At 72.2% G+C, this 26,903-nt stretch carries 19 protein-coding genes; 5 read left to right on the top strand and 14 right to left on the bottom strand.

The genetic code is table 11. The features are described from left to right. From AOK23_RS02280 to AOK23_RS02270, 3 genes are all read right to left on the bottom strand, one after another. Entirely contained in the window at positions 1-1,812 is a 1,812-nt protein-coding gene (locus AOK23_RS02280; RefSeq protein WP_055711065.1) for an AMP-binding protein, read from the bottom strand. A gap of 164 nt (positions 1,813-1,976) precedes the next feature. Continuing rightward, positions 1,977-2,294 (bottom strand): DUF6059 family protein, encoded by a 318-nt coding sequence (locus AOK23_RS02275; protein WP_055711064.1) that lies wholly within the window; start codon positions 2,292-2,294, stop codon positions 1,977-1,979. 11 nt (positions 2,295-2,305) lie between these two features. After that, positions 2,306-4,249 (bottom strand): HAD-IIIC family phosphatase, encoded by a 1,944-nt coding sequence (locus AOK23_RS02270; protein WP_055711063.1) that lies wholly within the window; start codon positions 4,247-4,249, stop codon positions 2,306-2,308. Positions 4,250-4,894: 645 nt separating this feature from the next. Here AOK23_RS02270 and AOK23_RS02265 point away from each other — a divergent pair. Next, entirely contained in the window at positions 4,895-5,131 is a 237-nt protein-coding gene (locus tag AOK23_RS02265) for a hypothetical protein (protein ID WP_055540278.1), read from the top strand. A gap of 353 nt (positions 5,132-5,484) precedes the next feature. On the opposite strand, the gene AOK23_RS02260 is transcribed toward AOK23_RS02265, so the two are convergent. The 10 genes from AOK23_RS02260 to AOK23_RS02215 form a co-directional block, all read right to left on the bottom strand. Continuing rightward, the gene (locus AOK23_RS02260; protein ID WP_055711062.1) at positions 5,485-5,940 is read right to left on the bottom strand and encodes a (2Fe-2S)-binding protein; all 456 of its coding nucleotides are present in this window, start codon (positions 5,938-5,940) and stop codon (positions 5,485-5,487) included. 21 nt (positions 5,941-5,961) lie between these two features. Next, the gene (locus AOK23_RS02255; RefSeq protein ID WP_240496217.1) at positions 5,962-8,112 is read right to left on the bottom strand and encodes a xanthine dehydrogenase family protein molybdopterin-binding subunit; all 2,151 of its coding nucleotides are present in this window, start codon (positions 8,110-8,112) and stop codon (positions 5,962-5,964) included. Between the two features lie 356 nt (positions 8,113-8,468). After that, positions 8,469-11,438, bottom strand: coding sequence for an aminotransferase (locus tag AOK23_RS02250; protein ID WP_055711061.1), 2,970 nt, complete (start codon positions 11,436-11,438; stop codon positions 8,469-8,471). 68 nt (positions 11,439-11,506) lie between these two features. Further along, positions 11,507-11,947 carry an Lrp/AsnC family transcriptional regulator gene (locus AOK23_RS02245; RefSeq protein ID WP_055522752.1) on the bottom strand — a complete coding sequence of 147 codons (441 nt, stop codon included), beginning with the start codon at positions 11,945-11,947 and terminating at the stop codon, positions 11,507-11,509. Positions 11,948-12,118: 171 nt separating this feature from the next. Continuing rightward, positions 12,119-12,943 carry an ATP-binding cassette domain-containing protein gene (locus AOK23_RS02240; RefSeq protein WP_055711060.1) on the bottom strand — a complete coding sequence of 275 codons (825 nt, stop codon included), beginning with the start codon at positions 12,941-12,943 and terminating at the stop codon, positions 12,119-12,121. Next, positions 12,943-15,069 (bottom strand): dipeptide/oligopeptide/nickel ABC transporter permease/ATP-binding protein, encoded by a 2,127-nt coding sequence (locus tag AOK23_RS51330; RefSeq protein ID WP_055711059.1) that lies wholly within the window; start codon positions 15,067-15,069, stop codon positions 12,943-12,945. Before AOK23_RS51330 ends, AOK23_RS02240 begins: the two co-directional genes overlap by 1 nt. After that, positions 15,059-16,090: an ABC transporter permease gene (locus AOK23_RS02230; RefSeq protein WP_055711058.1), complete on the bottom strand. Its 1,032-nt coding sequence runs from the start codon at positions 16,088-16,090 to the stop codon at positions 15,059-15,061. Before AOK23_RS02230 ends, AOK23_RS51330 begins: the two co-directional genes overlap by 11 nt. Next, positions 16,087-17,514 carry an amidase gene (locus AOK23_RS02225; RefSeq protein ID WP_055711057.1) on the bottom strand — a complete coding sequence of 476 codons (1,428 nt, stop codon included), beginning with the start codon at positions 17,512-17,514 and terminating at the stop codon, positions 16,087-16,089. The genes AOK23_RS02230 and AOK23_RS02225 overlap by 4 nt, the downstream gene beginning before the upstream one ends. Before the next feature lie 52 nt (positions 17,515-17,566). Beyond that, a complete protein-coding gene (locus tag AOK23_RS02220) occupies positions 17,567-19,144 on the bottom strand; it encodes an ABC transporter substrate-binding protein (protein ID WP_055711056.1) in 1,578 nt (525 codons plus the stop codon). A 252-nt stretch (positions 19,145-19,396) separates the two neighbouring features. Continuing rightward, entirely contained in the window at positions 19,397-20,080 is a 684-nt protein-coding gene (locus tag AOK23_RS02215; protein WP_240496216.1) for a TetR/AcrR family transcriptional regulator, read from the bottom strand. 548 nt (positions 20,081-20,628) lie between these two features. Between AOK23_RS02215 and AOK23_RS02210 the strand changes: the two genes are divergently transcribed. Genes AOK23_RS02210 through AOK23_RS02200 form a run of 3 tightly spaced genes read left to right on the top strand, consistent with a single transcriptional unit; the run spans position 20,629 to position 24,394 of the window. After that, positions 20,629-22,236 (top strand): amino acid adenylation domain-containing protein, encoded by a 1,608-nt coding sequence (locus AOK23_RS02210; protein ID WP_055711054.1) that lies wholly within the window; start codon positions 20,629-20,631, stop codon positions 22,234-22,236. Beyond that, positions 22,233-23,588: a ferredoxin reductase domain-containing protein gene (locus tag AOK23_RS02205; RefSeq protein WP_055711053.1), complete on the top strand. Its 1,356-nt coding sequence runs from the start codon at positions 22,233-22,235 to the stop codon at positions 23,586-23,588. Before AOK23_RS02210 ends, AOK23_RS02205 begins: the two co-directional genes overlap by 4 nt. Positions 23,589-23,626: 38 nt before the next feature. Continuing rightward, on the top strand, positions 23,627-24,394 hold the full coding sequence (locus AOK23_RS02200) for an enoyl-CoA hydratase-related protein (RefSeq protein WP_055711052.1): 768 nt from the start codon (positions 23,627-23,629) through the stop codon (positions 24,392-24,394). 159 nt (positions 24,395-24,553) lie between these two features. On the opposite strand, the gene AOK23_RS02195 is transcribed toward AOK23_RS02200, so the two are convergent. Beyond that, the gene (locus tag AOK23_RS02195) at positions 24,554-25,288 is read right to left on the bottom strand and encodes a hypothetical protein (protein ID WP_240496215.1); all 735 of its coding nucleotides are present in this window, start codon (positions 25,286-25,288) and stop codon (positions 24,554-24,556) included. Positions 25,289-25,566: 278 nt separating this feature from the next. Here AOK23_RS02195 and AOK23_RS02190 point away from each other — a divergent pair, with 278 nt between their 5' ends. Further along, a complete protein-coding gene (locus AOK23_RS02190) occupies positions 25,567-26,880 on the top strand; it encodes an ABC transporter substrate-binding protein (RefSeq protein ID WP_055711050.1) in 1,314 nt (437 codons plus the stop codon). Positions 26,881-26,903 lie beyond the last annotated feature (23 nt).

Here is a 26,903-nt window from a genome sequence, read left to right as displayed (position 1 = left end):
TCAGCCCACCGGTGCCATGGCCGGGTCGGCGGCCGGGGTGCCCGCCGCGCCCACGGCGGCTGCGGCGTTTTCGACGAGGGTGCGCACCGACGGGTCCAGCACGGAGTGCAGCGCGGTGACGGCGCCCTGGAGGAACAGCTTGCGCATCAGGGTCCGCTGGATCTTGCCGCTGGTGGTCCTGCGGACGGTGCCGGGGCGGACCAGCAGCACGTTGCCGGCCGGTACGGCGAACTCCATGCCGATGTGCCGCTGGATGCCGGTGGCGATGCTCTTGAGGTCGTCGCCCGCGGCGGCGGCCCGGATCTCGTGGATCACCACGAGGTGCTCCTGGCCGCCGGTGTCGACGGCGAAGACCGCGCCGGCACCGATCGCCGGGTTGAGGCCGCGGACCGCGCTCTCCACGTCGTACGGGTAGATGTTGCGGCCGTTGATGAGGACCATCTCCTTCAGCCGGCCCGTCACGAACAGCTCGCCGCCGCCCAGGACGCCCATGTCGCCGGTGCGCAGCCAGGCGCCCAGCTCCTCCTGGCCGGCGATCCGGGCGCCGAAGATCTCCGCGTTGACCTCGGGCCGCTCCCAGTAGCCGGAGGCCACGCTGGCGCCGCGCACCCAGATCTCCCCGACCCGGCCCTCGGGCTGCTCGGCGAGCGTCTCGGGGTCGACGATCCGCACCTCGAAGTCCTCGGCCAGCGCGACCCCGCTGCTGACCAGGGTGCGGCGCGGGGCGCCCAGGAACGGTCCGGCGAGGGTGCCCTGCTCCAGGCCGGCCGCGTCGACCTCGCGCAGCAGCGCGCCCCGCGTCTTGGGGGTGCCGGTCACCAGCAGGGTCGTCTCGGCCATGCCGTAGCAGGGGAACATGGTCTCCGCACGGAACCCGTGGGGTCCGAAGCGCTCGGTGAACGCCTGGAGGGTCTCGGCGCGGACGGGTTCGGCGCCGTTGCAGGCCGTGCGCCACGTCGACAGGTCCAGGCCCTCCAGCTGCGCGTCGGTGACCCGGCGGACGCACAGGTCGTACGCGAAGTTGGGGCCGCCGCTCGCGTTCACGCCGTACTCGCTGACCAGTTCGAGCCAGCGGGCGGGCTTGCGCAGGAACGACACCGGGGGGATGAGCACGCTCGTGGTGCCCAGCCACAGCGGCTGGAGGATGTGCCCGATCAGCCCCATGTCGTGGTAGAAGGGCAGCCAGCCGCCGATCATCGTGTCGGGGGTGTTCCCCGTGGAGCGGGCGATGGCCGCCTCGTTGGCGAGCAGGTTGCCGTGCGAGACCATCACGCCCTTGGGGGCGCTGGTGGAGCCCGACGTGTACTGCAGGAAGGCCAGGTGCTCCGGGCTCAGCCGCGGGTCGCGCCAGGCGTCCACGTCACCGACCGTCCCCTGGTCGGTGGGCAGGCACACCACGTCGGAGAAGCCCTCGGCCGCCAGCCACGCCTCCACCTCCGGGGCGTGCTCGGCGAGGGTCAGCACGGCGCCGACGCGGGCGTCGCGGACGATCCCCGAGACCCGGCGGAAGTGCTGGCCCTGCTCGGAGGGCAGGGGCGCGGGCACCGCGACGGCGCCGGCGTAGAGGCAGCCCACGAACGCCTTCACGAAGTCCAGGCCCGAGGGGTACAGCAGCAGGACCTGTCGTCCCGCAAGGCCCCGTTCCTGCAGCCAGGACGCGATGTCCTTGGCCGCGCGGTCCAGGCTCCGGTACGGCAGTCGCTCGGGCTCCTTGCCCCGTACGCCGTCCGCGAGGAACAGGAACGCGTCCTTGTCCCTCTGTTCGTCCGACCGCGTCAGCACGAGCTCCGCGAATGAACCGAATTCCGCCACCGTCTTTCCCCTCGCCTCGAAGCGACTCGTATCGCGTTGAAACCGGCTGAACCGGCCGGGCCGGCCGCACCGGGTGGACCGGGCGGCCGGCCGGACCCACTGGTCCGCCCGACCTGTCGTGCCGATCGTCGGGTCCGTCTCTAAAGCCCCTCTTGCGGCCGACGTCACTCCCGTCGGCCGGGGCCGTCCTCCACCCGGCCGTGCCCCTGCAGCTGCGCCCACAGTTCCCGTTCACGCGGGGAGAGCGGCACGTCGGCGACCAGGCGCTCGGGATGGGCGGGCGGCGGCTCGTCGAGCGGCAGCGCGCCGTTCCGCGCCCCGGGGTCCGGGTCGCCGAGCCACCACTGCTTGGCCTGCTCGACGGAGGCCGGCGGCACCATGCCGAAGATGACGGCGAGCGCGCCGAAACCGTCCACGAAGAAGGTGACGACGCCCCGCCAGACGCGGCGCGGAGACCACCACATGCCGGGCGGGGCCGCCATGTCACCCCGCCTCAGGACGATCGCCGGGCGATGTCCGCGCTCAGCCGGACGTGCGCCGGCGGCGTCGGCAGGTTCTCCTCGGACAGGTCGTGCCGGAACGACACGGTGCCGTCCGCGTCCTCACCCGTCTCGGCGAAGCCCATCGACGGGTACAGGTCGCGCACCCGGTGGTTCTTGGCCGTGGGACGGTAGCGGGCGTGCACGGCGCCCGCTCCTCGGGCCCGGGCCTCGTGCAGCAGGGCGGCCAGGCAGGCCTGCTCGATGCCGCGGGCGAACACCCGGCAGCTCAGCAGCATGTTGTCGATGTGCCACTCCCCCGCCGGTTCGGCGCCGCTCACCAGGACCGCGCCGACGAGGCCGTTGTCCCCGAACCGGTCCGCGGAGCGGATGGCCAGCACCAGCCCGTCGGCGGACTCGTGACGGGCCCGTACGTCGGCCTGCTGGAGCCGCTCGGTGGTGAGGTTGAACTGGTTGGTGCGCAGCGTCACCTGGGAGACCCGGGCGATCTCGTGGTCCCGTACGGGCGAGAAGGAGACCTCGACCCCCAGTTCGGCGAGGTACTCCTCCATGGAGTCGGCGCTCTCCAGGAGGTCCTGGCGGGCCACCTCGGTGCGGTACTGGGTCGCCCGGGCGCGGTCCTCTGCGGTCAGCTCCCGCACGTCGAACCAGCCGTCGGCGAGCAGCCGTTCGATGTGCAGGGCGGGCTCCTCGTCGAGGCGGACCACGGCGACACCGGGCAGGCTGCGGGCCACCAGCCCGCACTCGAACGGGGAGTCGTCGGCAAAGACGAAGCTGTCCACCCCGAGGTTGAGCCGCTGGGCGATCTCCAGCAGGTTCCGGTCCTTGGGCTCCCAGTTGGCGGTGACCTGGACGAAGTCGCTCTCCCGCAGGGCCATGTCGGGGTGGTCGCGCAGCACACCGCGGACGGGCTCGATGTCGTTCTTGCTGCACACGGCGAGCAGTACGCCCTGGGCGCCGATCTGTCCGACGGCCTTCTGGAACCGGCCGAACGCCTCGCCCCGGTAGGTGGTGGCGGCGGCGATGCCGTCCGGGCCGTCGTCGCCGAGGATGCCGTCCCACAGGGTGTTGTCCAGGTCGACGACCAGCACCTTCTTGGTGCGGCCGCGCAGCACCCGGGCCAGGTGGCCGACCTCGCGGGCGTAGCCGGCGAGGAGTTCCTCGCCGAACTGCACCTTGGCGTAGGCGGCGAGCCGGGGCTCGTTGACGGGGCCGCCGGCAGCGATCAGCGGGTCGAGGTCCACGACGTGGACGCGGTCGTGCACGGCGGCGAGCCGGAGCAGCCCCGCGTTGAACTCCCGCCAGATCACGCCGAGTCGGGCCCTGGAGCGGGCGTCGACCAGGCGGCGCAGCTGGGTGCGGAGCAGGGGCACGGTGTTGAGCACCAGGGTGCCGGCGCCGCGCGTGACGTAGCGCTCCGCGAGCGAGCTGATCAGGCCGAGCTTCCCGGAGAGGACGCGCTGGACGTCCTCCACCGACCAGGGGTGCGGCAGTTCCGCGAAGACGATCTCGGCGTCCAGGAGGCACAGCGCGAGATCGGCGGCGTACACGTCGCTGGAGGTGTCGTGGAGGTCGCGCCGCCATGCGCCGTAGTCGCCCTCGCTCAGCCTGCCCAGCAGGCCGTGCCGGGCGAGTTCGGCGGTCAGCGGGGCGGTGAGCCCGCTCAGCGTGGAACCGCCGGTGACGGCGACGGTGATCGTCTCGGTGCCGGGGTGCTCGCGCAGCACCTCCTCCCGGTCCAGCCGGGAGAGCAGCTGCCCGGCCCGCGCCAGGTCCGGGGCGGGCGGTCCGGCGGGGTCCCCCGCCGCGGCCAGCTCGGACAGCAGACCGGGCACCTCGTCGTACGCGTCGGCGAGGCGTCCTTCGGCGTGGAGGGCGCGCAGCCGGTCCAGCGGTCCGGTCCGCTCGCCCACGGCGGTGCTCACAACCGTGGCCATGGTGTCTCCATTCACTGAATCGCCCGTCGCGCGGCGCTCTCGGTGGTACGAGATCGCCGCTACGGACCCGCGCCCCGTCCCGGAACCGGGCCCACCACCACTGCCGGTGGCCGGACCGAGCCTGCCGAGCGGGTCTTAAGCGGGCCTTGAGCGCGGGGGCCCCGGGGGCCCGACCCGGCGGCGCGGGAGAGGGCGACGCATGTGACGCGGGGTGGTAGCTGCTTGCCGAAGAGTGTGCACGAGACCGAATTAGCTCGATCGTGTGATCGTCCGCTTGTGAGCTTGCGGCGTCCTGGGCTGATCGGGCTGACGTGGTGGTGCGATCTGGGACACCGGGTACGGCGTCAGCGTGCGGGGCCCCTGCTCCACCAGAGGATGGTTCAGGGCCTCCCCGTCGCCGCTGGCCGTACCTATAGGCCAGGTCGCGCAGGGAGCCGGCCTCCCGGGACCGGACCACGCACAGGATGCGTGTCGCCGCCCCGGGGTCGGGAACGCCGGGGACCAGTACGCCCAAGACCGTTCGGGGCGTGCGGCTGAGCGGGCTCACCCATGCTCAGTCCACAGGAACGGTGACGGGGCCGCTCCATGTGCGCGGCATTCGAGTGAGGCGCAGACTGGCCGCAGGGGCGACAATCTGGAGGCGCCATGCGGCTGAGCAAGGAGATCGACTGCACGGTCAGACTGGGGCTGCACGACATCAGTGATCAGGACGTGGCGACCCTCGTCAGCGGTGTCCGGAGCAGGGAGCACGAGGTCGCCATGCTCTGGGAGCCGGGCGCCGACTGCGCGCTGACCGTGGATTTCGGCGACGACCTGGAGGGCGCCCAGGCCCTCGTCGAGGCGGCGCAGGAGCTGGAGAAGAGTTCCGGCGACCAGGGCTGAGCCCCCGTGATCGCCTGCGCCCCGGCCCGCCCCCTGCCCTCCGGTCTCCGGGTACGCCGACGCGTGTGCCGCCGGGCCGACGCGACCCCGGCAGGGAACCGAGCAGCACCCGGGGCTTCGCGACCATTGCAGGCGTCTGACCTGCGGAGAAGCCTCCGTGGGCGGGGGCCTCCGCTTGCGTCCCAACGACAGCCCGCCCCGGCCTCCGCCGCGCACCGGGGACCTCGTGGGTGAGGACGCCGACGGCCATGCCCAGCGAGACGGCCACGGCGATCGGACAGGACCGCCGCCCGGCCGCCACCTTCCGTGCCCGTGCGCCGGACCCGGTTTCGCCCCCCGGCGCGGGTGAGCCGTCAGCCGTGCGTCGCGGCCTTCTTGATCGCCTCGCGGATCCTGCAGTACGTGCCGCAGCGGCAGACGTTCTCGATGCGGTCGATGTCCGCGTCCGTCGGGTGGGGCGTCTTCTTCAGCAGCGCCACCGCGGCCATGATCTGGCCCGGCTGGCAGAAGCCGCACTGCGCGACGTCGCGGTGGAGCCATGCCCGCTGCACGGGGTGCAGCTCGTCACCGTCGGCCAGCCCCTCGATCGTGGTGACCTCACGGCCCGCGCAGTCCGCGACCGGAACGACACAGGGCTGGATGTCCTCGCCGTCCAGGTGGCTCGTACAGGCGCGGCAGACGCCGACGCCGCAGCCGTACTTGGGGCCGGTGACGTCCAGCATGTCCCGCAGGACCCACAGCAGCGGCATGTCGGCCGGGGCCTCGACGGTGACCGGTTTCCCGTTGAGGACGAAGGAGTAGGAGGGCATCGGCACCTTCTCGGAGTCGGGTCAGAAGTTGAGGGGGAAACGGCGGGGCCGGGTGCCGGTCGCCCGGGCGTAGGCGTTGGCGACGGCGCCGGCCGCGGCGGGCACACCGAGTTCACCCGCCCCGCCCGGGTCCCGCCGTGAGGGCATGATGTGGGCCTCGAACCGCAGCGGCGCGTGCCGCTGGCGGGCGTACGCGAAGTCGGCGTAGCTGCTCTCGCGGACGGCGCCCCGGTCGATGTGCAGGCCGGCCCGCAGGACGGTGGAGATGCCGTCGATCGCCGCGCCCATGAGCTGTGCCTCGAGTCCGCGCGGGTTGACGGCCGTTCCGACGTCGGCCGCCATCACCACCTTGGTGACCCGGGGGTTCTTCGGGTCGGCGGCGTCGATCTCGACGAGGCACGCCACGCGGGAGCCGTACTCCTCGTGGACGGCGACGCCCTGCGCGTGGCCGGCGGGCAGGGTCCGGCCCCAGTCACCGGCGTCCGCGACCTTGTCGAGCACGGCTTTGACGGCCTTGTTCCTGAGGGTGGTGCGCCGGAAGGCGACCGGGTCCTTGCCCAGGCTCCTCGCGACCTCGTCGACGACGATCTCCTCCGCGGTGCGCATCGTCCCGGAGTCCACCGACCGCCAGGCACCGAGGGGCATCGCCAGTTCGACCGAGCCCGAATCCCCGGAGACCCGGCCGAAGTTGTACAGCCCGCTGTCGCTGGGCAGCGGTCCGGCGGCCCGGGTCACCCGGCCCTGGGCGGGCCCTTGGCCGGGCCCCTGGGCCGTTCCCCGGGCGGACGGCCCCCGCGCCTCGAACGCCTCGGTCACCGAGGCCATCGCGTGGGTGAACGCCACCACCCGGCCCCGTGCGTGGCTGGCCCGGATCCGGTGGTGGCTGGCCGGGCGCATCCTGCCGTGCTGGAGGTCGTCGGCGCGGCTCCACATCAGTTTGACCGGTCGGCGGGCCGCCTTCGAGATGAGGGCCGCCTCGATCGCGGCGTCGTGATTGAGTCTCCGGCCGAAGGAGCCGCCGCCGCGTACGACGTGGACCTTGACCTTCGACTCGGGCAGCCCGACCGCCGAGGCGATGCTGTCCCGCGCGTACATCGGCGTCTGGGAGGAGAACCAGATCTCGGCGCGGGTCGCGCGGACGTCCGCCACCGCGGTCAGCACCTCCATCGGGGCGTGGCTGACGAAGGCGAACTCGAACTCGGCCTCCGTCTGGGTGGAGCCGCGCGGCGGGGTGCCGAGCCGGGGGACGGCGGCCCGCAGCCGTGAGCGGATCGCGGCGTCGGAGAGCGGCGCGAGCGGGCCCGGGGCCCAGGTGATCCGCAGGGCGTCCCTCGCCTTGAAGGCGTGGTGGAAGGAGTCCGCGACCACGGCGACCCCTCCGGCGATCTCGACGACCGCGTGGACGCCCGGCATGGCCCGCGCGGCCCGGGAGTCGACCGAGACGGCCTTCCCGCCGAGCGTCGGCGGCCGGGCCACGACGGTCGGCTTCGCCCCGGCCACCGTCAGGTCACCGGCGTACACGGCCTTGCCGGTGACGATGTCGCGGGCGTCGATCCGGGTCGTCGCCTTCCCGATCACCCGGTGCTTGGACGCCGGCTTGGGTCGGCTCGACACGGCCGGCCGGGTGATCCGGGCGGCGCTCGCGGTCAGTGACCCGAAGGTGGCCGAGCGGCCGTCCGGAGCGACCACCTTCGTGTTCCGGGTCTTCAAGGTCCGCGCGGGAAGCCGCCAGCGTCTGGCCGCCGCGGTCACCAGCTTGGCGCGCGCCAGGGCGGCCAGCTCGCGGGCCGGGCCGTACAGCGAACTCACCGAGCTGGAACCGCCGGTGAACTGGTTGCCCTTGGTGCGGGCGTCGGCGAGCGGGATGTCGACATCGGCGAGCCGGGCGTCCAGTTCCTCGGCGATCATCATGGCGACGGCGGTCGTGACGCCCTGGCCGACCTCGACGCGCGGCAGCCGGACCACGACCTTGTTGGCCTTGGTGACCTCGAGGACGAGCATCTCCTCGTCGGTACCGGTCACCAGGACGTCGGACGGCCGACGGGGGGCGGAATCGGCGACCTCGGCGCCTTCCGCCGTCGTCGCGTCGCAGCCGAGCGGCGCGGCGACGGTCAGCGTGGACGCCGCGAGCGAGTACACGACGAACTTCCGGCGCGACAACTGACGAGCCAACGGACGCTCCTCTGCGAATATCCCGGCGCTTCGACAGGTATGAGGGCCCAGCGCCCTCCGGGGTTGCCTGCGCAACCCACCCCGGCCGGGTCACGTCAGGGGACAACTGTGGGAGCGGACACGGGTAGTTGGAGGTGGCAGAGCTCCGCTGCTGGGCCGCTCCGTAGAACTGGCCCGGTTCGAGGCGCTGCTCGATCGTGCGACGGCCGGCGCGGGGCGGCACGGCGCGGGGCGGCGCGGCGCGGGGCGGCGCGGGGCGCGTGGGTGGAGGGCGCCGAGATCACCGCGCGCCGCCCGCTCCGGAGTCCGCGCCGCGCGCGCCGGCCGTCGCTCCGGGTCCTCTCCCCGGGTGGGGGTCAGCGGGAGTGGCCGAGTTGGGTGAGGGCCACGTCGAGCATGTCGGCGAAGAAGTCGGCCGCGGCGGTGTCGAGGCACAGCGGTGGCTTGATCTTGAGGATGTTGAGGTGGTCCCCGGTGGGCTGGACGACCACGCCGAGGTCGAGCATGCGGTCGCAGAGTTCGGCGGTCTCCTCCGTGGCGGGTTCCAGACGCTCGCGGTCCCGGACGAGTTCGAGGCCGAGGTAGAGGCCCGAGCCGTGGACGGCGCCGATGATGTCGTAGCGGTCGGCCAGCGCCTCCAGCCGGTTCTTCAGATGGCCGCCGACTCGGACCGCGTTGCCCTGGAGGTCCTCGTCGCGCAGGGTGTCGAGGACGGTGAGGCCCACGACGCTGGAGACGGGGCTGCCGCCGGTGGAGGAGAAGAAGTAGCCCTGGTCGCGGTAGCGGTCCGCGACCGCCTTGGAGGTGATGACGGCGCCGAGGGGGTGTCCGTTGCCCATGGCCTTGGCGACGCAGACGATGTCGGGCACGACCTGCTGCTGCTCGAAGCCCCAGAACCAGTGCCCCAGGCGGCCGTATCCGACCTGGACCTCGTCGGCGACGGCCAGACCGCCGTGGCGCCGTACCGCCGCGTACACCTGGGCGAGATAGCCGTCGGGCAGGGCGACTCCCCCGGCGTTGCCATAGTAGGTCTCGCCGATGAACGCGCCCGCCGGGCGGCCCGAAGCAGCCAGTTCGTCGAGCAGCGCGACGGCCTCGGGTGCGTAGCGCACGGCGTCCGGCCCGCGGTGGCGGCCGCGGTAGGAGTTCGGCGAGTCCACGGTGTGCACCCAGCTCGGGCGGCTGGCCAGGGCGTTCGGGTTGTCCTGGAGGGAGGTGGACACCGCGTCGGAGGCGTACGTCCAGCCGTGGTACGCCTCGCGCAGCGCGACGACGTCGTGCCGGCCGGAGGCCCCGATGGCCAGCCGAAGACCCAGATCCACGGCTTCCGAACCGGAGTTGACGAGGAACACCGTGTCCAGCGGGTCGGGCAGGAGCGCCGCGAGGCGCTCGGTGAACTCCACCACGGAGGCGTAGTGGAAGCGCGAGTTGGTGTTGAGCCGGCGCGCCTGCCGGGACACCGCCCGCTCGACGCGGGGGTGGGCGTGGCCCAGCGGGGTGACGTTGTTGACGATGTCGAGGTACGCGCGGCCGTCGGTGGACAGCAGATGATGGCGCCAACCCCGTTCGATACGCGGCGGGTCGGCGTAGTAGTGCTCCTGCACGGTGGCGAACACGGCGTCACGCCGGTCGAGCAGGTCCTCCTCGTCCGTACGGCCGGGGTCGGCCGGGAGGCCGAGGAGCGGGGCCGGGTCGGCGGTGAGCGCGAGCCAGCCGGCGGCGTACTCGGGGCGGACCAGGTGCGGGGCGGCGGGGCTGTCGGCGTCGCGCAGCGCGATGTGGACCGGGGTGCCGGAGCCGAGGTGGGCGATGTCCTCGCCCGCCCGCACGGTCGCGCCGGTGGTGACGACGGGCCGGTCCGCGTGCGGGAAGGACAGCGACAGCACCTGTGTGCCGTAGGTGAGTTCGACGTGGCCCGGCGCCGCGGCGCGGACCGTCCCCTCGGCGGGCGCCTGCAGCACGGCGTCCCGGCCGAGCCGGAGGTCGATCCCGGTGGGCACCGTGGCCGGGGACAGCGCCGACAGCGCCGGTGTCCGGGTGAGGCGCGGACGGGCGTACGGGATGGCGACGGCGGCCGCCCCGTCCGCGAGGGCGGCGATCGTCAGCCGGTCCTCGGTGCCGGCGTCCGTCCAGGCCCCGTGGTCCATGGAATCGGCGTCGGTGGACAGGTCGAGGAGGGTGATGTCGTCGGCGGCGAGGTCCCGCAGGAGAGGGCGTACGGGTGCGTCGGCGCGCGCGGTCCGGGCGGGCGTGTCGGCGAGGCCGGCCGCGTCCCTGACGAGGCGGCTCATCACCGGCAGGGGCAGGCTGGTGGCCTGTTCGAAGATGCGCCATTCATGGTCGAGCGCGTCCTTGGCGTAGGCGTTGTCCTCGTCGACGACGGCCTGGTGCCGTCCGCTGACCACCAGGACGGCGGCGCGCAGCACCACGATCGGCCACACCGCGTCGGCCTCCTCGGCGGAGAGCGGCCGGACGGCGTGGAAGGCACGGACGGCCGGCAGCACATGGTGGGGCTCGATGCCGTCGTGGTGGAGCATCGAGGACAGGGACACCGCGAGTTCACCGACCGCCCAGCTCGTGGTCACGTCACCGAAGTCGATGACCCCGTCGGGCAGGGGCGGACGGCTGTCGGGACGGCGGATCAGATTGTCGTCGGTGAGGTCCATGTGCACGGCCTGCGAGGGCAGCGCGTCGGCGAGCCTGCGGACCTGGGCCCAGGCCTCCTCGGTCGCGGCCAGGACGGCGGTGCGCCGGTCGGGTTCGGCGATGTGCCCGGCGAGCTTGGCGACGACGCGATCGGCGTGCCGCGGGTCCCACTGCAGCACGCGGTCGAGGCCGGGGTGGCGGAAGTCGCGCAGGGCGGTGCTGACCTTCCCGGCGAGCGCGCCCATGCCCGCGACGGTGGCGGGAGACAGGTGGCGGGGTCCCGAGAGCGTGCCGCCGGGCAGGTGGCGCAGCAGGCGCGCGACGGCCGGACCGCTGTCGGTGTCCACCGTCGTGCGCCGCGCGGAGCCGTCGGGGCGGCGCAGGACGGTGGCGATCCGCAGGTCCGGGCAGGCCGAGGCGATCAGGTCGGCGGCCGCGTCCGCGGCGTCGATCTCCACCGCGCCGAACGCGGGGTTGGCGATCTTCAGGATCGCCGTGGGGGTCCCGTCCTCGGCGTGCATCAGGAAGTTGGCGTCCTGCTGGCTGCCCAGCGCCTGCGCGCGGGCGGTGACACCGAGGTGTGCGGCCGCGATGTGCTCGGCCTCGGCCGGCGCCAGGCGGGGCACGGGGAGGGCGTCCTCGGAGAAGAAGTCGATCGTGCGGTGCTCGTCGGGCAGCATGCGGGGTTCCTCGGCTGGTACGGGCGGGACAGGGCTCGGACGCTCGGGTGCCTCGGTCGGCGGAGCCTTCAGTCGACGTGCCACAGGAAGCGGTGGGTGTGGATCGCGAAGTAGGGGAAGTTCTCCACGGCCGCGACGCCCTCGACGGGCCGTACGACGTCGTTGATGAAGTCCAGGAGGTCCCGCGGCCCGGGGCACACCACCTCCGCGAACAGGTCGAAGCCGCCCGACGTCAGGACCGTGTACACGACCTCGTCGTGCCGGGACAGTTCGTCGGCGACCGCGCGGGGATCGCCGTCGACGCGCAGGCCCAGCAGTGCCATCGCCTGCTGGCCCATGGTCATCGGGTCGGTCACCCCGACGACCTGGACCGCCTTGGCGTCGATGAGCCGCTGGAGCCGGAGCCTCGCGGCCGAGGGCGACAGCCCCACCTTGGGGCCCAGATCGGCGTACGGGATCCGGCCGTCGACCTGCAACTCCCGCAGGATGGCCCGGTCGATGTCGTCCATGCGGACCTCTCCCCTGTACGAATCCGGCAAGCGTGATGCTTGTTTCAAGCACCATGCCGGATTAGTTCGCTCGATTCAAGCGTACAGGCGACAGAATCGAGCGCATCAAGAGTTCCGGCCCGCCGACGGGGAGGGGTCGGCGGGCCGGGAGCGGGAGCGCGTCCGGTCGGTTCAGACCGTGGCGGGCTCGTCGTCGAGACGGAACCTCGGGTCGCCCGGGACGGACGCGAGGAGCCGGGCGGTGTACGGGTGTCCCGGCTCGGCGAAGGTGGCGCCGGTCGGGCCGAGTTCGACGAGGTCCCCGTGCAGCAGGACGGCGACGGTGTCGCTCACATGCCGGACGACGGCCAGGTCGTGCGAGATGAACAGCATCGTCAGCGAGAGCCGACGGCGCAGATCGGCGAGCAGGTTGAGGATCTCGGCCTGGGTCGTCAGGTCGAGCGCCGAGGTGATCTCGTCGGCGATGACGAACCGGGGACGCGGCGCGAGGGCCCGCGCGATGGCCAGCCGTTGCCGCTGGCCGCCCGAGAACTCGTGCGGGTAGCGGTCCATGCTGTCCGGGTCGAGGCTCACCTGGTCGAGCAGTTCGGCGATCCGGGTCCGGACCGGTCCGACCCTGGCGCGGATCGGATCGAGCGCCTCGGCGAGCGACTGCGCGACGGTGCGCCGCGGGTCGAACGACGAGTACGGGTCCTGCGGGATCATCTGGACCGTCGCGGCTCCCTCCCGTCCTCGTGCGGCGCGCAGCGGGGCGCCGTCCACGAGGATCCGGCCCCCCGACGGCCGGTGGACACCGACGAGTGTCCGCGCGAGGGTCGTCTTGCCCGACCCGGACTCGCCGACGAGTGCGAGGGTGCTGCCCCGGGGGATGTCGAACGAGACCCCCTTGAGCACCCTGCGGGCCGCGGCGCCGTGGCCGAGCTCGACGGTGAGGTCCTCGACGCGCAGCAGCGGGTCGGCCGTCCCCGCGTCCGGTGCGGTGGCTGTGGCGGACATCAGCGGCTCCCTTCCGCGGCCGGCGGGCGGTCCGCGGCTGTGTCGGACAGGTCGTCCGGCGGCGTCCCGTGCGGCGGTATCCCGTCCAGTGGCATCCCGTCCAGCGGCGCCTTGTCCGGCGGTGTCCCGTCAGGCGGCATCCCGTCCAGCGGCATCGCATCCAGCGGCGCCCTGTCCGGCGGTGTCCCGTCAGGCGGCATCCCGTCCAGCGGCATCGCATCCAGCGGCGCCCTGTCCGGCTGCGTCCCGTCAGGCGGCATCCCGTCCAGCGGCATCGCATCCAGCGGCGCCCTGTCCGGCTGCGTCCCGTCCGGCGGTGTCCCGTCCAGCGGCATCCCGTCGGGCGGCGTCCCGTCCGGCTGGGCCGGAGTCGTGTCGCCCGTCCACCGGACCGCGCTGAGGGTCGCGCCGGCCTCGACCGCGGCGGGCGTCGCCGCGAGCAACGCCCGGGTGTACGGGTGGGTGACCGTCCCCCGGCGCAGGTCGCGGCCCGTCGTACGGTCGACGACCCGGCCGCCGTGGAGCACCAGGACGGTGTCGCAGAGCACGCCGACCACGCCGATGTCGTGCGAGATGAACAGCATCGCCGTGCCGTGCTCGCGGTTGATGCGGCGGAACTGGCGCAGCACCTCCGCCTGGACGGTGACGTCGAGTGCCGTGGTCGGCTCGTCGGCGATGAGGAGCCGCGGGTTCGTCGTCATCGCGGAGGCGATCGAGGCACGCTGGAGCATGCCGCCGCTCAGCTCGTGCGGGTGCTGGCGCAGCCGCCGCTCGGGCTCGGTGACGTGGATGTCGGCGAGGGCGCGGGCCATGTCCCGCCGGGCCTGACGCCGGGACGTCCCCAGATGCGTCCGGGCCACCTCGGTGAGCTGGGCACCGAGCCGCAGCGCGGGGTTGAACGTGCCGATCGGGTCCTGGTAGACGATGCCGATCTCGGTGGCGAGCCGCCGGCCCGGCGGTGTCCCGAGCAGGTCGAGGTCGCCGAGCGCGAGGCGCGACGCGTTCGCCCGCGCACCCTCGGGGAGCAGGCCCGCGACCGCCATGGCGATGGTGGACTTGCCCGAGCCGGACTCCCCGACGAGGCCGACGATCCGGCCGGCCCCGATGGTGAACGACACGTCGTCGACGAGTGTCCGGTCACCGGCCCGAACGGTCAGCCCGTCGACGGTCAGCAGACCGTCCGGCTCCGTGCCGGCTGTGGCCCCGGCACCGCCCGGCGCCTGGGGCGCGCGAGACTCCTTCGCCGGGGTGGCCGGTCCCGCCGCGTCCGCCGCCCCGGTCGCCGCGGGCGCCGTGCCGCGGGTGCGCGGGTCGACGAGCGAGGCCACGCCGTCCCCGAGGAGCATGGCGCCCACACCGGTGACGATGAGCATGATCGACGGAGCGAGGACGACCGACGGCTGGGCGAAGATCGACGGCAGCGCCTCGTTGAGCAGCCGGCCCCAGTCGTACTGCGGGCTCTGCACCCCGAGGCCGACGAAGGACAGGCTGCTGATGTCGAGCAGGGACAGGGTGAAGCTCGAACTGAGGAGCACCAGCAGCGGCCCGCTGATGTTCGGCAGGACGTGCCGGGTCAGGATGCGCGGGCCGGGAACGCCGAGCAGCCGCGCGGTGAGCACGTAGTCCTTGTCCGCGACGGTCGCGGCGAGGTTCGCCGTCAGCCGGGCGAACCCGGGGACGCCGGCGACGGCGATCGCGACGATCGCTGACCCCGTCCCCGGTCCGAGCACCGCCGCGATGACGAGGGCGAGCACGAGCGACGGGAAGGCCACCGCCGAGTCGATGAGCCGCAGACAGGTCTCGCGCAGCCATCGGGGGGCCAGGTGGACGAGCGCGCCGATCGCGACGCCGACGACGAACGAGGCGGCGGTGGCGGCGGCGGCCATGAGCAGGGTGAGGCGGGTCGCGACGAGGGCCCGGGCGAGGACGTCACGGCCGAAGGCGTCGGTGCCGAGGAGATGCTCGGCTCCGGGTCCCAGCCGGGCGTCGTCGGTGAGGGTCTCGGCGGAACCGCTCAGCAGCGGCGGGGCCACGAGGGCCACGACGACGAGCAGTCCGAGGATCACGGCGCCGGCCAGCAGCGACGGGTTGCGGCGCCACCGGCGCACGGTCGTGTCAGTGGCCACGCCGACCTCCGTCGAGAGTGCGGGGGTCGACGATCCCGAGGACGACGTCGACGAGGAGGTTGACGAGCAGGGCGAGCATGCCGACGACGAGGATGATGCCCTGGATCACCGGATAGTCCTTGTAGATGATCGCCTGGACGACCTCGGTGCCGAGCCCCGGATAGGTGAAGACGTTCTCCAGGATGATCGTGCCGCCGAGCAGCGACGTGAGGACGAGACCGCTCAGGGTGAGGACGCTCGTCACCAGGTTGGGCAGCGCGTGGCGCAGGTGGAGGCGCACGGATCCGAGGCGGTGGCCGCGGGCGGTCCTCATGTAGTCCTGGGCGAGGACGGAGGCCGTCTCCTGCCGGACGACCCGGGCGATGGCGAAGGCCGGGCCGACGCACAGCGCGGTGATCGGCAGGACGAGCGCGCTCGGTGTCGTGGCGCCACCGGACGGCAGCAGGCCGAGGCTGATCGAGAACAGCACGATGAGGAGGGTCGCGACGACGTAGACCGGCGCGGACGCGAGGAGTCCGGCGACCGTGCCGAAGGCGACGCCGAGCCTGCGGCGGCGTCCGTCGCGGGTGAGGACGCCGACGGTCATGCCCAGCGGGACGGCGATGAGCAGGGAGAGCAGCACGGCCGGGATGACGAGCTGGACGGTGTACGGCAGCCGGGTCGAGACGATGTCCGCGACGGGGGTGTCGAACCGGAACGAGGTGCCGAGGCGCCCGGACGCGATGTCGCCGAGGTAGTGGACGAACCGCGTCGTCATCGGCTCGTCGAGGCCCAGTCGTTCGCGTATCGCCGCGAGCGTGGCCGGGGACGAGTTGGTGCCGGCGATGGCGCGGGCCGGGTCCCCCGGCAGCAGGGGCACGATGAGGAACGTCACGACGACGAGCAGCAGCATCGACATCAGCAGGCCGCCCGCCCGGCGGACGGCGAACCCGGCCCATCCGCCGCCCAGTCGCAAGCCTGGAGCCCGCCGGACGGCCGCGGCGGGCAGCGGCCCGGCCGGGACCGCGGGCCCGGCACTCACAACGCCCCCGCGAGCGCCGCGTCGTCCGGGCGCCGCTCGTGCCAGCGGAACCGCGGTTCGAGCTGGGCGGACAGCCGCAGCAGCGTCGCCTCGTCGTAGGGTGCGCCGATGAGCTGGGCACCGACCGGGAGGCCGTCGGCGGTCGTGTGGACGGGCAGCGAGATGGCGGGCAGCCCGGCGATGTTGACGAACGCGGTGAAGGAGACCATCCGGGTCTCGGTGGCCCGCGGACCGTCCGGGTCGGAGTTCGCCTCGTCGTACACGGGGCCGACCGGCGGCGCCACGACCGCCGTGGTCGGGGTGAGGAGAACGTCGAAGTCCCGGCCCCACTGGGCGACCACGTCGCGTGACTCGGCCTGCAGACGGGCCGCCGTCCGGGCGTAGTCGCCGGCGGTGACCTCCAGGGCGGTCTCCCGGCGACGCCGGATGTAGGGGTCCACCGCGTCGGGGTCGTCGACGTCGATGGCGTAGGTGGAGGCGCTGATGATCGTCCAGGTGAAGCCCATGATCGCCTCGTAGGAGAACATCTTCGGGCGGGCCTCGACGACGTCGTGCCCGAGGTCGCGCAGGGCCTGCGCGGCCGTCAGCGCCGCCGTGCGGCACTCCTCGTCGACGGGCAGACCGGTGGGCGCGTCGAGGAGCAGGCCGATCCGCAGCCGCCCGGGGTCGGCACCGACCTCGTCGAGGTAGGGGCGCACCGGTTCGGGCGCGCTGTACCAGGAGAGCCGGTCGGAACGGCCCATGACGTCGAGCAGGAGGGCCGTGTCGCCCACGGTGCGGGTGATGGCGCCCTCGGTCGTCGAGTGTTCCCAGGCCCGGACGAACGCGGGCACGCGGCCCCGGCTGGGCTTGAGGCCGATGAGGCCGGTGACGGACGCCGGGACCCTGATCGATCCGCCGCCGTCGCCGGCGTGCGCCACCGGGGCGAGCCCGGCCGCGACGGCCGCCGACGCGCCGCCGCTCGACCCGCCGGAGGTGTGCGCCGGGTTCCACGGGTTGCGTGTCTTGCCGTGCCGGGCGTTCTCGGAGACGGTCAGGGCGCCGAACTCGGGCGAGTTGGTCCGGCCGAGGGGGATCGCGCCGGCGTCGAGGAGGAGCTGGACGTCGGGGTCCGTGACCGTCTGCGGGGTGTCCCGGATCGCCAGCGAGGACATGGTGTTGGGCTGTCCGGCGACGGAGCTGAGGTCCTTGATGGGGACGGGGACGCCGTGCAGCGGGCCGAGCGGCTCGCCGCGCAGCACCGCCCGCTCGGCCCGGACGGCCGCCGCGCGCACGGCGTCGGCGTCGAGCCAGACGACGGCGTTGACGGCGGGGTTGATCCGCTCGATGCGGTCGAGGTAGGTCTCGGCCACCTCCACCGGGCTGACCTCTTTGGTGCGGATGAGGTCGGCGATCTGCTGGGCGGTGCTGTAAGGGTCGATCACCAGGGGGCTCCTGTGTCGGAAACGGTGCGAGGGGGTGCGGAGGGCCGGTCCGTCAGCCGGTGATGCGCAGGATCGGGTCGTCGAGCGAGCCGCCGAGCATCTGTGCGCTGAAGCCCTCGCGCAGTGCGTAGATGAACGGGTCGTTGACCAGCGGCACCGCGTCCACGTTCGAGATCAGGGCCTTGGCGGCCTTCTGGTAGGCGGCGCAGCGGGCCCCTTCGTTGGTCGCTTCGGCGCCCTGGGCGAAGGCCTTGTTCAGGGCGGGGTTCTTCACCGCGCCGAGGTTGCCGCCGCCCTCGGGCACGGTCGGGCCGACGAAGTGGCCGAGCGGGTTGGCGAGGGTGCCGAGGAAGTTGAGGTCGGCGAAGACCGTGAGGTCCCAGGCGTCGGGCTTGCCGAACACGGTCCCGACCCAGGCACCGACGTCGACGTTGGCGAGGGTGACGTCCGCGCCCGCGGCCCGCAGCGCCTCCTGGATGTACTGGTTCCCGGCGCCGGCGGGCCCGACGACCTGGGGGCCGACGAGGCGGATCTTCTTGCCCTTGAGCACGGCGGCCGCCGCGGCCTTGTCCTTCGGTACGAGGGACGAGGAGTCGGGGTCGTTGCAGGGGATGGCCTTCTGCACGAACATCGTCGACGGCTCACCCGTGTCCTTGGAGACGACCTTGGTGAAGGCGGCGCGGTCGACGGCCTGGGCGACCGCCCGGCGGGTGGCGACGTCCGCGAAGACGGTGCCGGGGCGTTCGTTGAACAGCAGGTAGAAGTCGGAGAACCGGCTGATGCTGACGCTGTGGCCGTTCACGCCGTCGAAGCGCGGGATGCCCGAGGCGTCGATCTTGCCGATGTCGAGCTGACCGCTGGTCACGAGGTTGCCGGTCGCGGTCGGGTCGGGCGAGACCAGGTACTCCATGGTCGTGGCGACCTTGCCGGGGATCTTCGTGCGCCAGGCCGGCCATGCCTTGTACTCGGGGCGGAGCGTGTAGGAGTACGAGACGCCGGACTGGGACTTCTGAAGGAGGTACGGGCCGGACTGCGAGCCTTTGGCCTTTCCGGCGGCGAGGGCCTTGAGGTCCTTGAGTCCCGCCGGGCAGACGATGCCCGTGCTCGCGACCGACAGGCCGGTGACCATGTCGCCCCACGGTCTGGCGAGCGCGATCTCCACCTTGTTCGCCGCGTCGTCGGCGGTCACCTTCACCTTGTTGCCGGGGCCGAAGACCGTGGGGAGGTCGGGCGCCGCCGTCTTGGGGTCGGCGAAACGGTCGAGGGACGCCTTGACGATCTTTGGCGTGATCGGCGTCCCGTCGGCGCACGTGGCGTCGGTGCGCAGGGTGAACGTCGCCGAGGTCGGCGTGGCCTTCCAGTCGGTGGCCAGACCGCCGACGAGCCCGCCGTCGTCCTTGCGCACGAGGGTGTCGTAACTGTTGCGGGCCAGCACGTAGTCGGGCAGGGACAGCGCCTTGACCGGGTCGAAGCTGGCTGGCACGTCGATCGTCGTCCGGATCTTCGTCGCGCCGGCGGCGTCGCCGCCCGGGTCTCCGGACGTCGCGCCTGTGGTGGTGCAGCCGGCGAGGACGGCCGTCATGGCTACGGCCGCGGTCACGGGGACCGCGCGGGTACGGGTGTGGCGCATGAGTGCTCCTGGAGAGGGGTGTCGCGCTCTGCGCGGGTCGCACGGGATCAGCGGGACGAGCGCGAGCAAGTTCGGGCGGAGGCGGTGCGCGTGACGCTCGGCGGACGCTGCGCGGGAGCGGTCCGTGGAGCTCTCGGTGGTGAGAGAATGCCGCCTAGTTAACGGCGTAGTCAATAGCGTTAACTATCTTTGGCCGTGGAGTGGCGGAACCCCTGCCGGTCGGCGGCGGTGAAGTCCTGCGGGTGGCGCGTGTCAGTCGCGCGGGAGCGTCGCCGCCTCCGCCTGGAGGGCGGTGAGGAGGATGTCCATCTGCCGGTGGAAGACGTCCGTCATGTCGAGGCTGCGCAGGTGTTCCTTGGCCTCCTCGGCGTAGGGGTACGTGGCGGGGTCGGCCGGCTGGTACTCCTGCACCCAGTTGACCTCGGCGCCGAACCGCTGGTTGACGAGCCGCCAGGCGTTGTTGCTCGCCATGGCGAGGGCGAAGTTCGAGAACGCCTGGTAGTGCAGGACGGCCGCCCGGCCGCGCCAGCCGCCGCGGTGGAACGCCTCCAGGACGGCGTCGACGGCACGCAGCTCGTGAAGGCCGCGGGTGACCCGCCCCATGCAGAGCGCGGCGGCCGCCGGGTGCTCCATGGCGGTGTTCCAGGCACGGATCGCCAGGTCCCGCAGCGACTCGGTCCATGACTCGTGGGGCTCGTACCCCTCCAGGCAGAGCCTGTCGATCTCCTCCGCCACGGCGACCATGATGTGGTCGCGACTCGCGAAGTGCCGGTAGACCGCGGTCGCGGAGGAGGACAGTTCCTTGCCGAGCCGCTGGAAGGTCAGCGCGTCCGGCCCGTCCTCGTCGAGGATCCGCAGCGCGGTCGCCACGATGAGCCCCTGGGAGAGGGTCCCCCGTTGGAGTCGCTTCGTCGACCGGCCCCCAGCCGCTGCCACTCGAACGCCTCCCTACGACGGACGGCGAGCCCACGCCGCCGCGGCCTGCGCCTCTTCACCGGCGACACCGGCACCAGCCTATGCGACCGATTTCGAGCGGGTCACCCTGGACCGGGCGCCCCGTGATCGGGCAGCGCGTCGCCGGCCGGCGAGGTGGCGCCGCCTTCGGCGGGGCCGACGAGTACCGGTCCGATCTGGCCCGCGGCACCGGTCGGTCCGCCATGAGCACGGTCGCCTTCGGCTCATTCTCGCCGCCTCAGCAACAGCCGCCACGCCTCATACCCACGTCCGTTGCAGGCGCGGTATGTGAGGCTCCTGTCGCCTGTCTGTACGGGAGCTGTCATGTGTGCCGTGAGTCCAGCCATGTGACTTGTTTTGTCAGTGACGCAGACCACGTTGAACGTTGAAACTACTGGAGCCGCCACCGCACTTCGGTGTTGCCGCTCTGCACCTCCGCACGATGCTCGACATTTCCACATGATCGAGGCACGTCAGCGTTCAGTAGCCCGAGGCATCTTCTCCCCACACAGCCAGGAGGTCTGTGAGGCATGCCCCTGAGCCATCTGTCCCCCCGAGACAGGGCCCTGTTCTGGCAGTTCGGCCAAGGCCCTGAAGTCCTCGTCCCCAATCCCCTCGTCCACCAGGCCGTCGAACGGCGGGCCATCGCCGCGCCGCACACGGTCGCCGCCGAGCACCAGGGCACGACGATCACGTACGGCGAGCTGAACCGTCGTGCCGACCGGCTCGCGGCCAGACTCGTACGGGAGGGCGTACGGCCCGGCGATCACGTCGGCCTCTTCGTACGCCGCTCCCTCCCGATGCTCGTCGGACTGCTCGGCACGCTGAAGGCAGGCGCCGCGTACGTCCCGCAGGACATCGGACTCACCCCCGCCGCCCAGTTGCGGCACGTCATCCGCACCGCCGGGATCCGGGTCGTCCTCACTCAGTCGGAGCACACGCTGCGGGTGCCTCCGGCTGACGCGGGACAGCGCCTGATCACCCTCGACGACGATCTCACCGACCTCTCCACGGAAGGCCCGGTCCGCCTCGAACGACCCGTACGCCCCGACGACGGGTGCTACGTCCTGTTCACCTCCGGCACGACCGGCAAGCCCAACGGGGTGAAGGTCACCCACCGCAACGTCGCGAACATCCTCCTCACCGCCCCCGGTGACCTGGGCATCCGCCCCGGTGACCGGGTCGCTCAGCTTCTCAACATCGCCTTCGACATGGCCGCCTGGGAGATCCTCGGCTGTCTCGCCCACGGCGGCACGCTCGTCGTCCGCGGCAAGGACGTCGGGGCCGCGGCCCGTACGGCGGACGTGCTGATCGCGACGCCGACGGTGCTGTCCGGGATCGACCCGGCGGACTGCCCCCGTGTACGGACGGTGGCCGTCGCGGGCGAGCCGTGCCCTCGCCCGCTCGCGGACGCCTGGGCCCGGCGGTCCGCCTTCCACAACTCCTGCGGGCCCACGGAGACGACGATCGTCAACACGATGCGCCGCCACCGCGTGGACGACGCCCTGCTCACGATCGGCCGCCCCACCCCCAACAACACGGTGTACGTCCTCGACGAGCACCGGCGTGCGCTGCCCATCGGGGAGGTCGGCGAGATGTGGGCCGGCGGCGACTGCGTCTCGGCGGGCTATCTGCACAACGAGGCGCTGAACGCCGAGCGGTACGCCCCCGACCCCTTCCTCGGTGGCGGACGCCGCATGTTCCGCACCCGCGACCTCGGCCGCTGGACACCGGACGGTGAACTCGAGCACCTGGGCCGTACCGACGATCAGGTCAAGGTCCGCGGCTTCCGCGTGGAACTCGACTCCGTCTCCTCGGTGCTGGAGTCGGTGGTGGGCTGCGCCCGCGCCGTCACACTCAAGCGGGACGCCCGCAGCCTGATCTCCTTCGTCTGCCCGGCCGACGTCGACCCGGACACGGCCCGGCGCGCGGTGGCCGACGCACTGCCCTACTACTGCGTGCCGGCCACGGTCCTCCCGGTGGCCGCGCTACCGGAGACGGACCGGGGCAAGGTCGACCGGGGCGCACTGCTGAGGCTGGCGGCGGAACGAGATGAGGCCGCGCGGGCGGTGACGGTTCCCGGCGAGGGAGCACCCCTGCTGCCGGTGGCGGCGGTACGAGAGGGGGCGGCCCGATGACGTCGTCCGTCGAGACCTCGTCCGCCGAGACCTCGTCCATCGAGACCTCGTCCGCCGAGGTGGGAGGCACCCGGCAGGCATCGCCTCCCGCACATCCCGCACCCCCCGCCGCTCTCGCCGAACTCCCTCCCCTCACGTCCGCGCCCCGTCGCCTCCTCAAGCACCCGCGCCTGATGCACTACAACCGCCTGGCGGCCCTGGTGATACTGGCCAACATCGGAGTGCTGGCGGCGGCGAGTTGGGCACCGGACGCCGCAACCATGGGCTACGCGGCCCTCGGGAACCTCGCGCTCGCGGTGGTCGTACGGCAGCAGTACGTCATCAACCTCTTCTTCCGGCTGGCGACCTGGGCTCCGACGAGCTGGCCACTGAAGGCGCGGTGGACGCTCGGGAAGGTGTACCACTTCGGTGGACTGCACGTGGGCGGGGCACTGGCCGGAGCGGTGTGGTTCCTCGCCGGGACGGTCGCGTCGACCGCCGACGGCGCCAACCGGCCACTCATCACGGTGAGTTGGACCCTGGTCGCCCTGCTCGTCGTCATCGTCGCCACCGCCGTGCCGCCCTTCCGCTCCCGCTTCCACGACCACTTCGAGAAGATCCACCGCTTCGGCGGCTGGAGCGCCCTCGCACTGTTCTGGACGCATACGCTGCTGGGTGGACAGGGTCCGGTCGCCCTCGGGGTGCTGGCCGTGGTCACCTTCAGCGTCGCCCTGCCCTGGCTGCGGCTGCGCAAGGTGGACGTACGGATCGAAAGGCCCTCCGCGCACGTCGCGCTGGCCCGTTTCGACCATGGCGTGACCCCTTTCGCGGGGTCCTCCACCGCCATCAGCCGCAGCCCGCTCACCGAGTGGCACTCCTTCGCCAACGTGCCCTCACCCGGCGAACCCGGCTTCCGGCTGACCATCTCCCGTGCGGGCGACTGGACGGGCTCCTTCATCGACGACGCGCCCCCGAAGGTCTGGGTCAAGGGCATCACCACGGCCGGGGTCGCCAACATCGAGACGTTGTTCAGCAAGGTGATCTACGTCGCCACCGGTAGCGGTATCGGCCCCTGTCTGCCGCATCTGCTGGCCGCCGAGGTGCCCTCACGGCTCGTGTGGGCGACGCGTGACCCCCGCAGGACCTACGGGGACGACCTGGTGGACGAGATCCTTGCCGTCCAGCCGAACGCGCTGGTCTGGGACACCTCTCAGCACGGCAAACCGGACATGGTGCGGCTCGCGTACACCGCGTACCGCGACTTCGGTGCCGAGGCCGTCATCTGCATCTCCAACAAGAAGCTGACCTGGCAGGTCGTCCACGGTCTCGAACGGTGCGGGATACCCGCGTACGGCGCGATCTGGGACTCATGACGAACCGTCAGGATCAAGGGAACGGAGAGGGACAGTCGATGAACACCCTCAAGATCGAACGCCATGACCGCGTCGTCACGGTACGACTCCACCGGCCGCACGTCCTGAACGCCCTCAGCAGCGAACTGTTGGCCGAACTCCTGGACGCACTGCGGCCGTTGGACCGCGATCCGGACGTCGGTTGCTTCGTGGTCACCGGTTCGGAGAAGGTCTTCGCGGCCGGCGCGGACATCAAGGAGATGGCCGGGAAGTCAGCCGTGGACATGGCGGCGGAGGATTACTTCGCGGGCTGGGAGGAGTTCGCCGGGTTACGCACGCCGAAGATCGCGGCGGTCAACGGCTATGCGCTGGGCGGCGGTTGCGAACTCGCGATGATGTGTGACCTGATCATCGCGGGCGACTCGGCGGTCTTCGGCCAGCCGGAGATCAAGCTCGGCGTGATCCCCGGCATCGGCGGTACCCAGCGGCTCACCCGCCTGGTCGGCCGCGCCAAGGCCATGGACCTGATCCTCACGGGCCGCACGATGAACGCCCGCGAGGCGGAAGCGGCGGGCCTGGTGTCGCGGGTGGTCCCGGACGACCGCGTCCTCACCGAGGCCACGGAAGCCGCCGCGACCATCGCCTCCTACGGCCGCCCGGCCGTCACGGCGGCCCGCGAGTCGGTCGACCGGGCCCTGGAGACCGGCCTGCGCGACGGACTTCTCTTCGAACGGCGCGTGTTCCACGCACTGTTCGCGACAGAGGACCAGAAGGAGGGGATGAGCGCGTTCAAGGAGAAGAGGACGCCCGTCTTCAAGGGCCGCTGACAGGCTGACCCGACCCACTGAGCGGGGCGGCGCGCCGGCACCCCGGCCCGCCGCCCCCACAGGGAGAACGCATCAGGGCAGGCCTCCCCCTGTCCACCACCGACCCCGCCGACCCCGCCGACCTCAAGAACCTCAAGAACCTCAAGGACATCCACCCGCCTACGCCGGTTCGGTGAACTGGTCGAACACCATCACGGCGGACCGGGTGGCGAGGGACCAGCCGTCCTCTCCCTCCGGATCCTCCAGGTTGGGGTGCCCGGCGATCCAGCGCATATGGAAGCCGTCGAGCAGGGCGGCGATGGTGGTGGCGAGGTGTTCGACCCTGTAGGGCGCGCGCATGCGCAGCCCGTAGGCGTCCAGCAGCGCCTGGTACGCCTCGCAGGCGACCTCGGTGAACGACTCCCCGTAGTGCCCCAGGGCGTCGCGGACGCGCGGGTTGGCGGCGCTGGCGTAGAAGCCGAGCAGCACGCGGTAGATCGGGTCCACGCGGTGGTTCTCGTGGTTGTCCCTCAGGACGTCGTTGAGCGCCTCCTGCCAGGTCGTGCCGCTGTCGACCGCCTCCTTGAAACGGCGGATGCTCTCCGGCAGCCCCGGGACCAGTTCGGCCTGTCGGCTGGTGAGGTGGAAGAGGAGATCCGCCTGGAAGTCGGCCTGGGCGGGCCAGATCTGGTAGATGGATCCGGTCGTGATCGCCGGTGCGGTGTCGTCACCCAGCCGCTCCCGCATGATGCGGGTGGCTTCCTCGGTGACCCGCTTGACGCGGACATGAGCAAGGGCCGCGGAGACCGCCGCCTCGCTCGTGTCGGAGGTGCCGGCACAGACGAGCTGGGTGGCCGCTTCCAGCATGAGGGCCCGGGTCTCCTCGGGTGTGCGCCGAGGGAGCCTGCGTCTCACGGAGTGCTCCGTCATGCCCTTCCCCTCCCTTTGCGTGATCGTTAATTCGGTGTGAACCGGGGCGTTGACAGGGCGCCAGCGTACACCTAGATTCCCGATCCGTAAGAAAGTTACGAAAGTCGAAGGCGCCGAATCACCTGGCCTTTCGACGTTCCTCGGGCTGGACCGAGGCACCGGTCATCCCGGTGCGCCCTCCTGCCCTCCTCCGCCTTCCGCGCTCTCCCCCGCATGCCGTGCCGGGCGTCGCCCTGCCGTTTTCCGATCCTGGAGGATCCCGCATGCCCTCGATCTCACGCCCCCTAAGACTCGGCCTCGTCTCCGCCGCCATGGCGCCCCTGCTGGGGGTCGCCGCATGCAGCGGATCGGGCACCAGCACGTCCTCGTCGTCCGGCGCCTCCGGCGGCGGTTCCTCCGCGGCCGCGGACTCCCGCTCGGCGAGTGACGTCGTGACCGACTACCTCGGCTACGTCGGCGGAAAGGCGGGCAAGGCCGACACCGGCCTCGACCCGGTCACCCTGGGCTGGGTGAACGTCGAGGGCGGCCCCGGCGGCAACCCCGAAGCCACCCTCGGTGCCCGTGCCGCCGTGAAGTACGTCAACGACAGGCTGGGCGGCATCGGCGGGCACCCGCTGAAGCTGAACGTCTGCACGGTGGTGTCCGCCGAGGAGGAGGGACAGAAGTGCGGCCAGCAACTGCTCGGCGCCAAAGAGGTCACCGCCATCGGTGTGGGCAACCTCTACCTCGGAGACGCGTCCTTCAACTCCGTGATCGCGGGGAAGAAGCCCGTGCTGGTCGGAGTGGCGACCGGCCCGACCATGCCCACCGCGAAGAACACCTTCAGCACGTTCGGCGACCTGCCGCACATCTTCGGCACCTGGGGCACGTACGCCCGTGACGTGCTGAAGGCGAAGACCGCGGCAGTGATCCACACGAACACACCCGGCGACAAGATCGCCTCCGGGGCCGCGGTGAAGGGCCTGGAAGCCGCCGGTCTGAAGGTGAAGTCCGTCGGATTCGACGCGCAGTCCACCGATCTGATCGGCCCGGTCACCGCGGCCGGGGCGAACACCGCGGATGTCGTGGTGCCCATCTCCGTGGGTGGCGGTTGTGTCGGGATCGCCAAGGCGCTGAAGCAGCTCAATGTCACCAAGCCGGTGGTCTCCACGCCGCTGTGCATGTCCCCCGATGTCGCCCAGGGGCTCGGAGGGGACCTGCCCACCTGGACGTACGGCGTCGCCCAGACGCTGCCGATGGACTCCTCGGCCGCCGACTCCAAGGCGTTCCTGAAGGCATCGGCGCAGGCGGGGCTGGGCAAGGAGGACCAGTCCAAGGTCTTCGCGCCACTGGGCTGGAGCACGATCCTGACGTACGCGCAGGTGCTCAACGCCATCGGCCCGGACAAGATCACCTCCGCCTCGGTGACCGAGCGGCTCAAGAAGTTCACCGGGCCGGTCATCATGGGCGCCGCCGAGGTCAAGTGCGGCAAGTACCCGGACGCCCTCGCCGTCTGCAACGACCAGGCGAGGTTCTACCAGTACGAGGGCAAGGGCCGGTTCAAGCCCCTGACCGACTGGATCCGCCCGCCCCAGTGAGCCCCCGGCCGCCCCAATGAGTC

The organism is Streptomyces torulosus, assembly GCF_001419765.1.
In the GTDB taxonomy this organism is placed as follows: domain Bacteria; phylum Actinomycetota; class Actinomycetes; order Streptomycetales; family Streptomycetaceae; genus Streptomyces; species Streptomyces torulosus.
The sequence above is the reverse complement of the archived record's forward strand: the minus strand, read 5'-3'. Positions and strand labels throughout refer to the sequence as shown.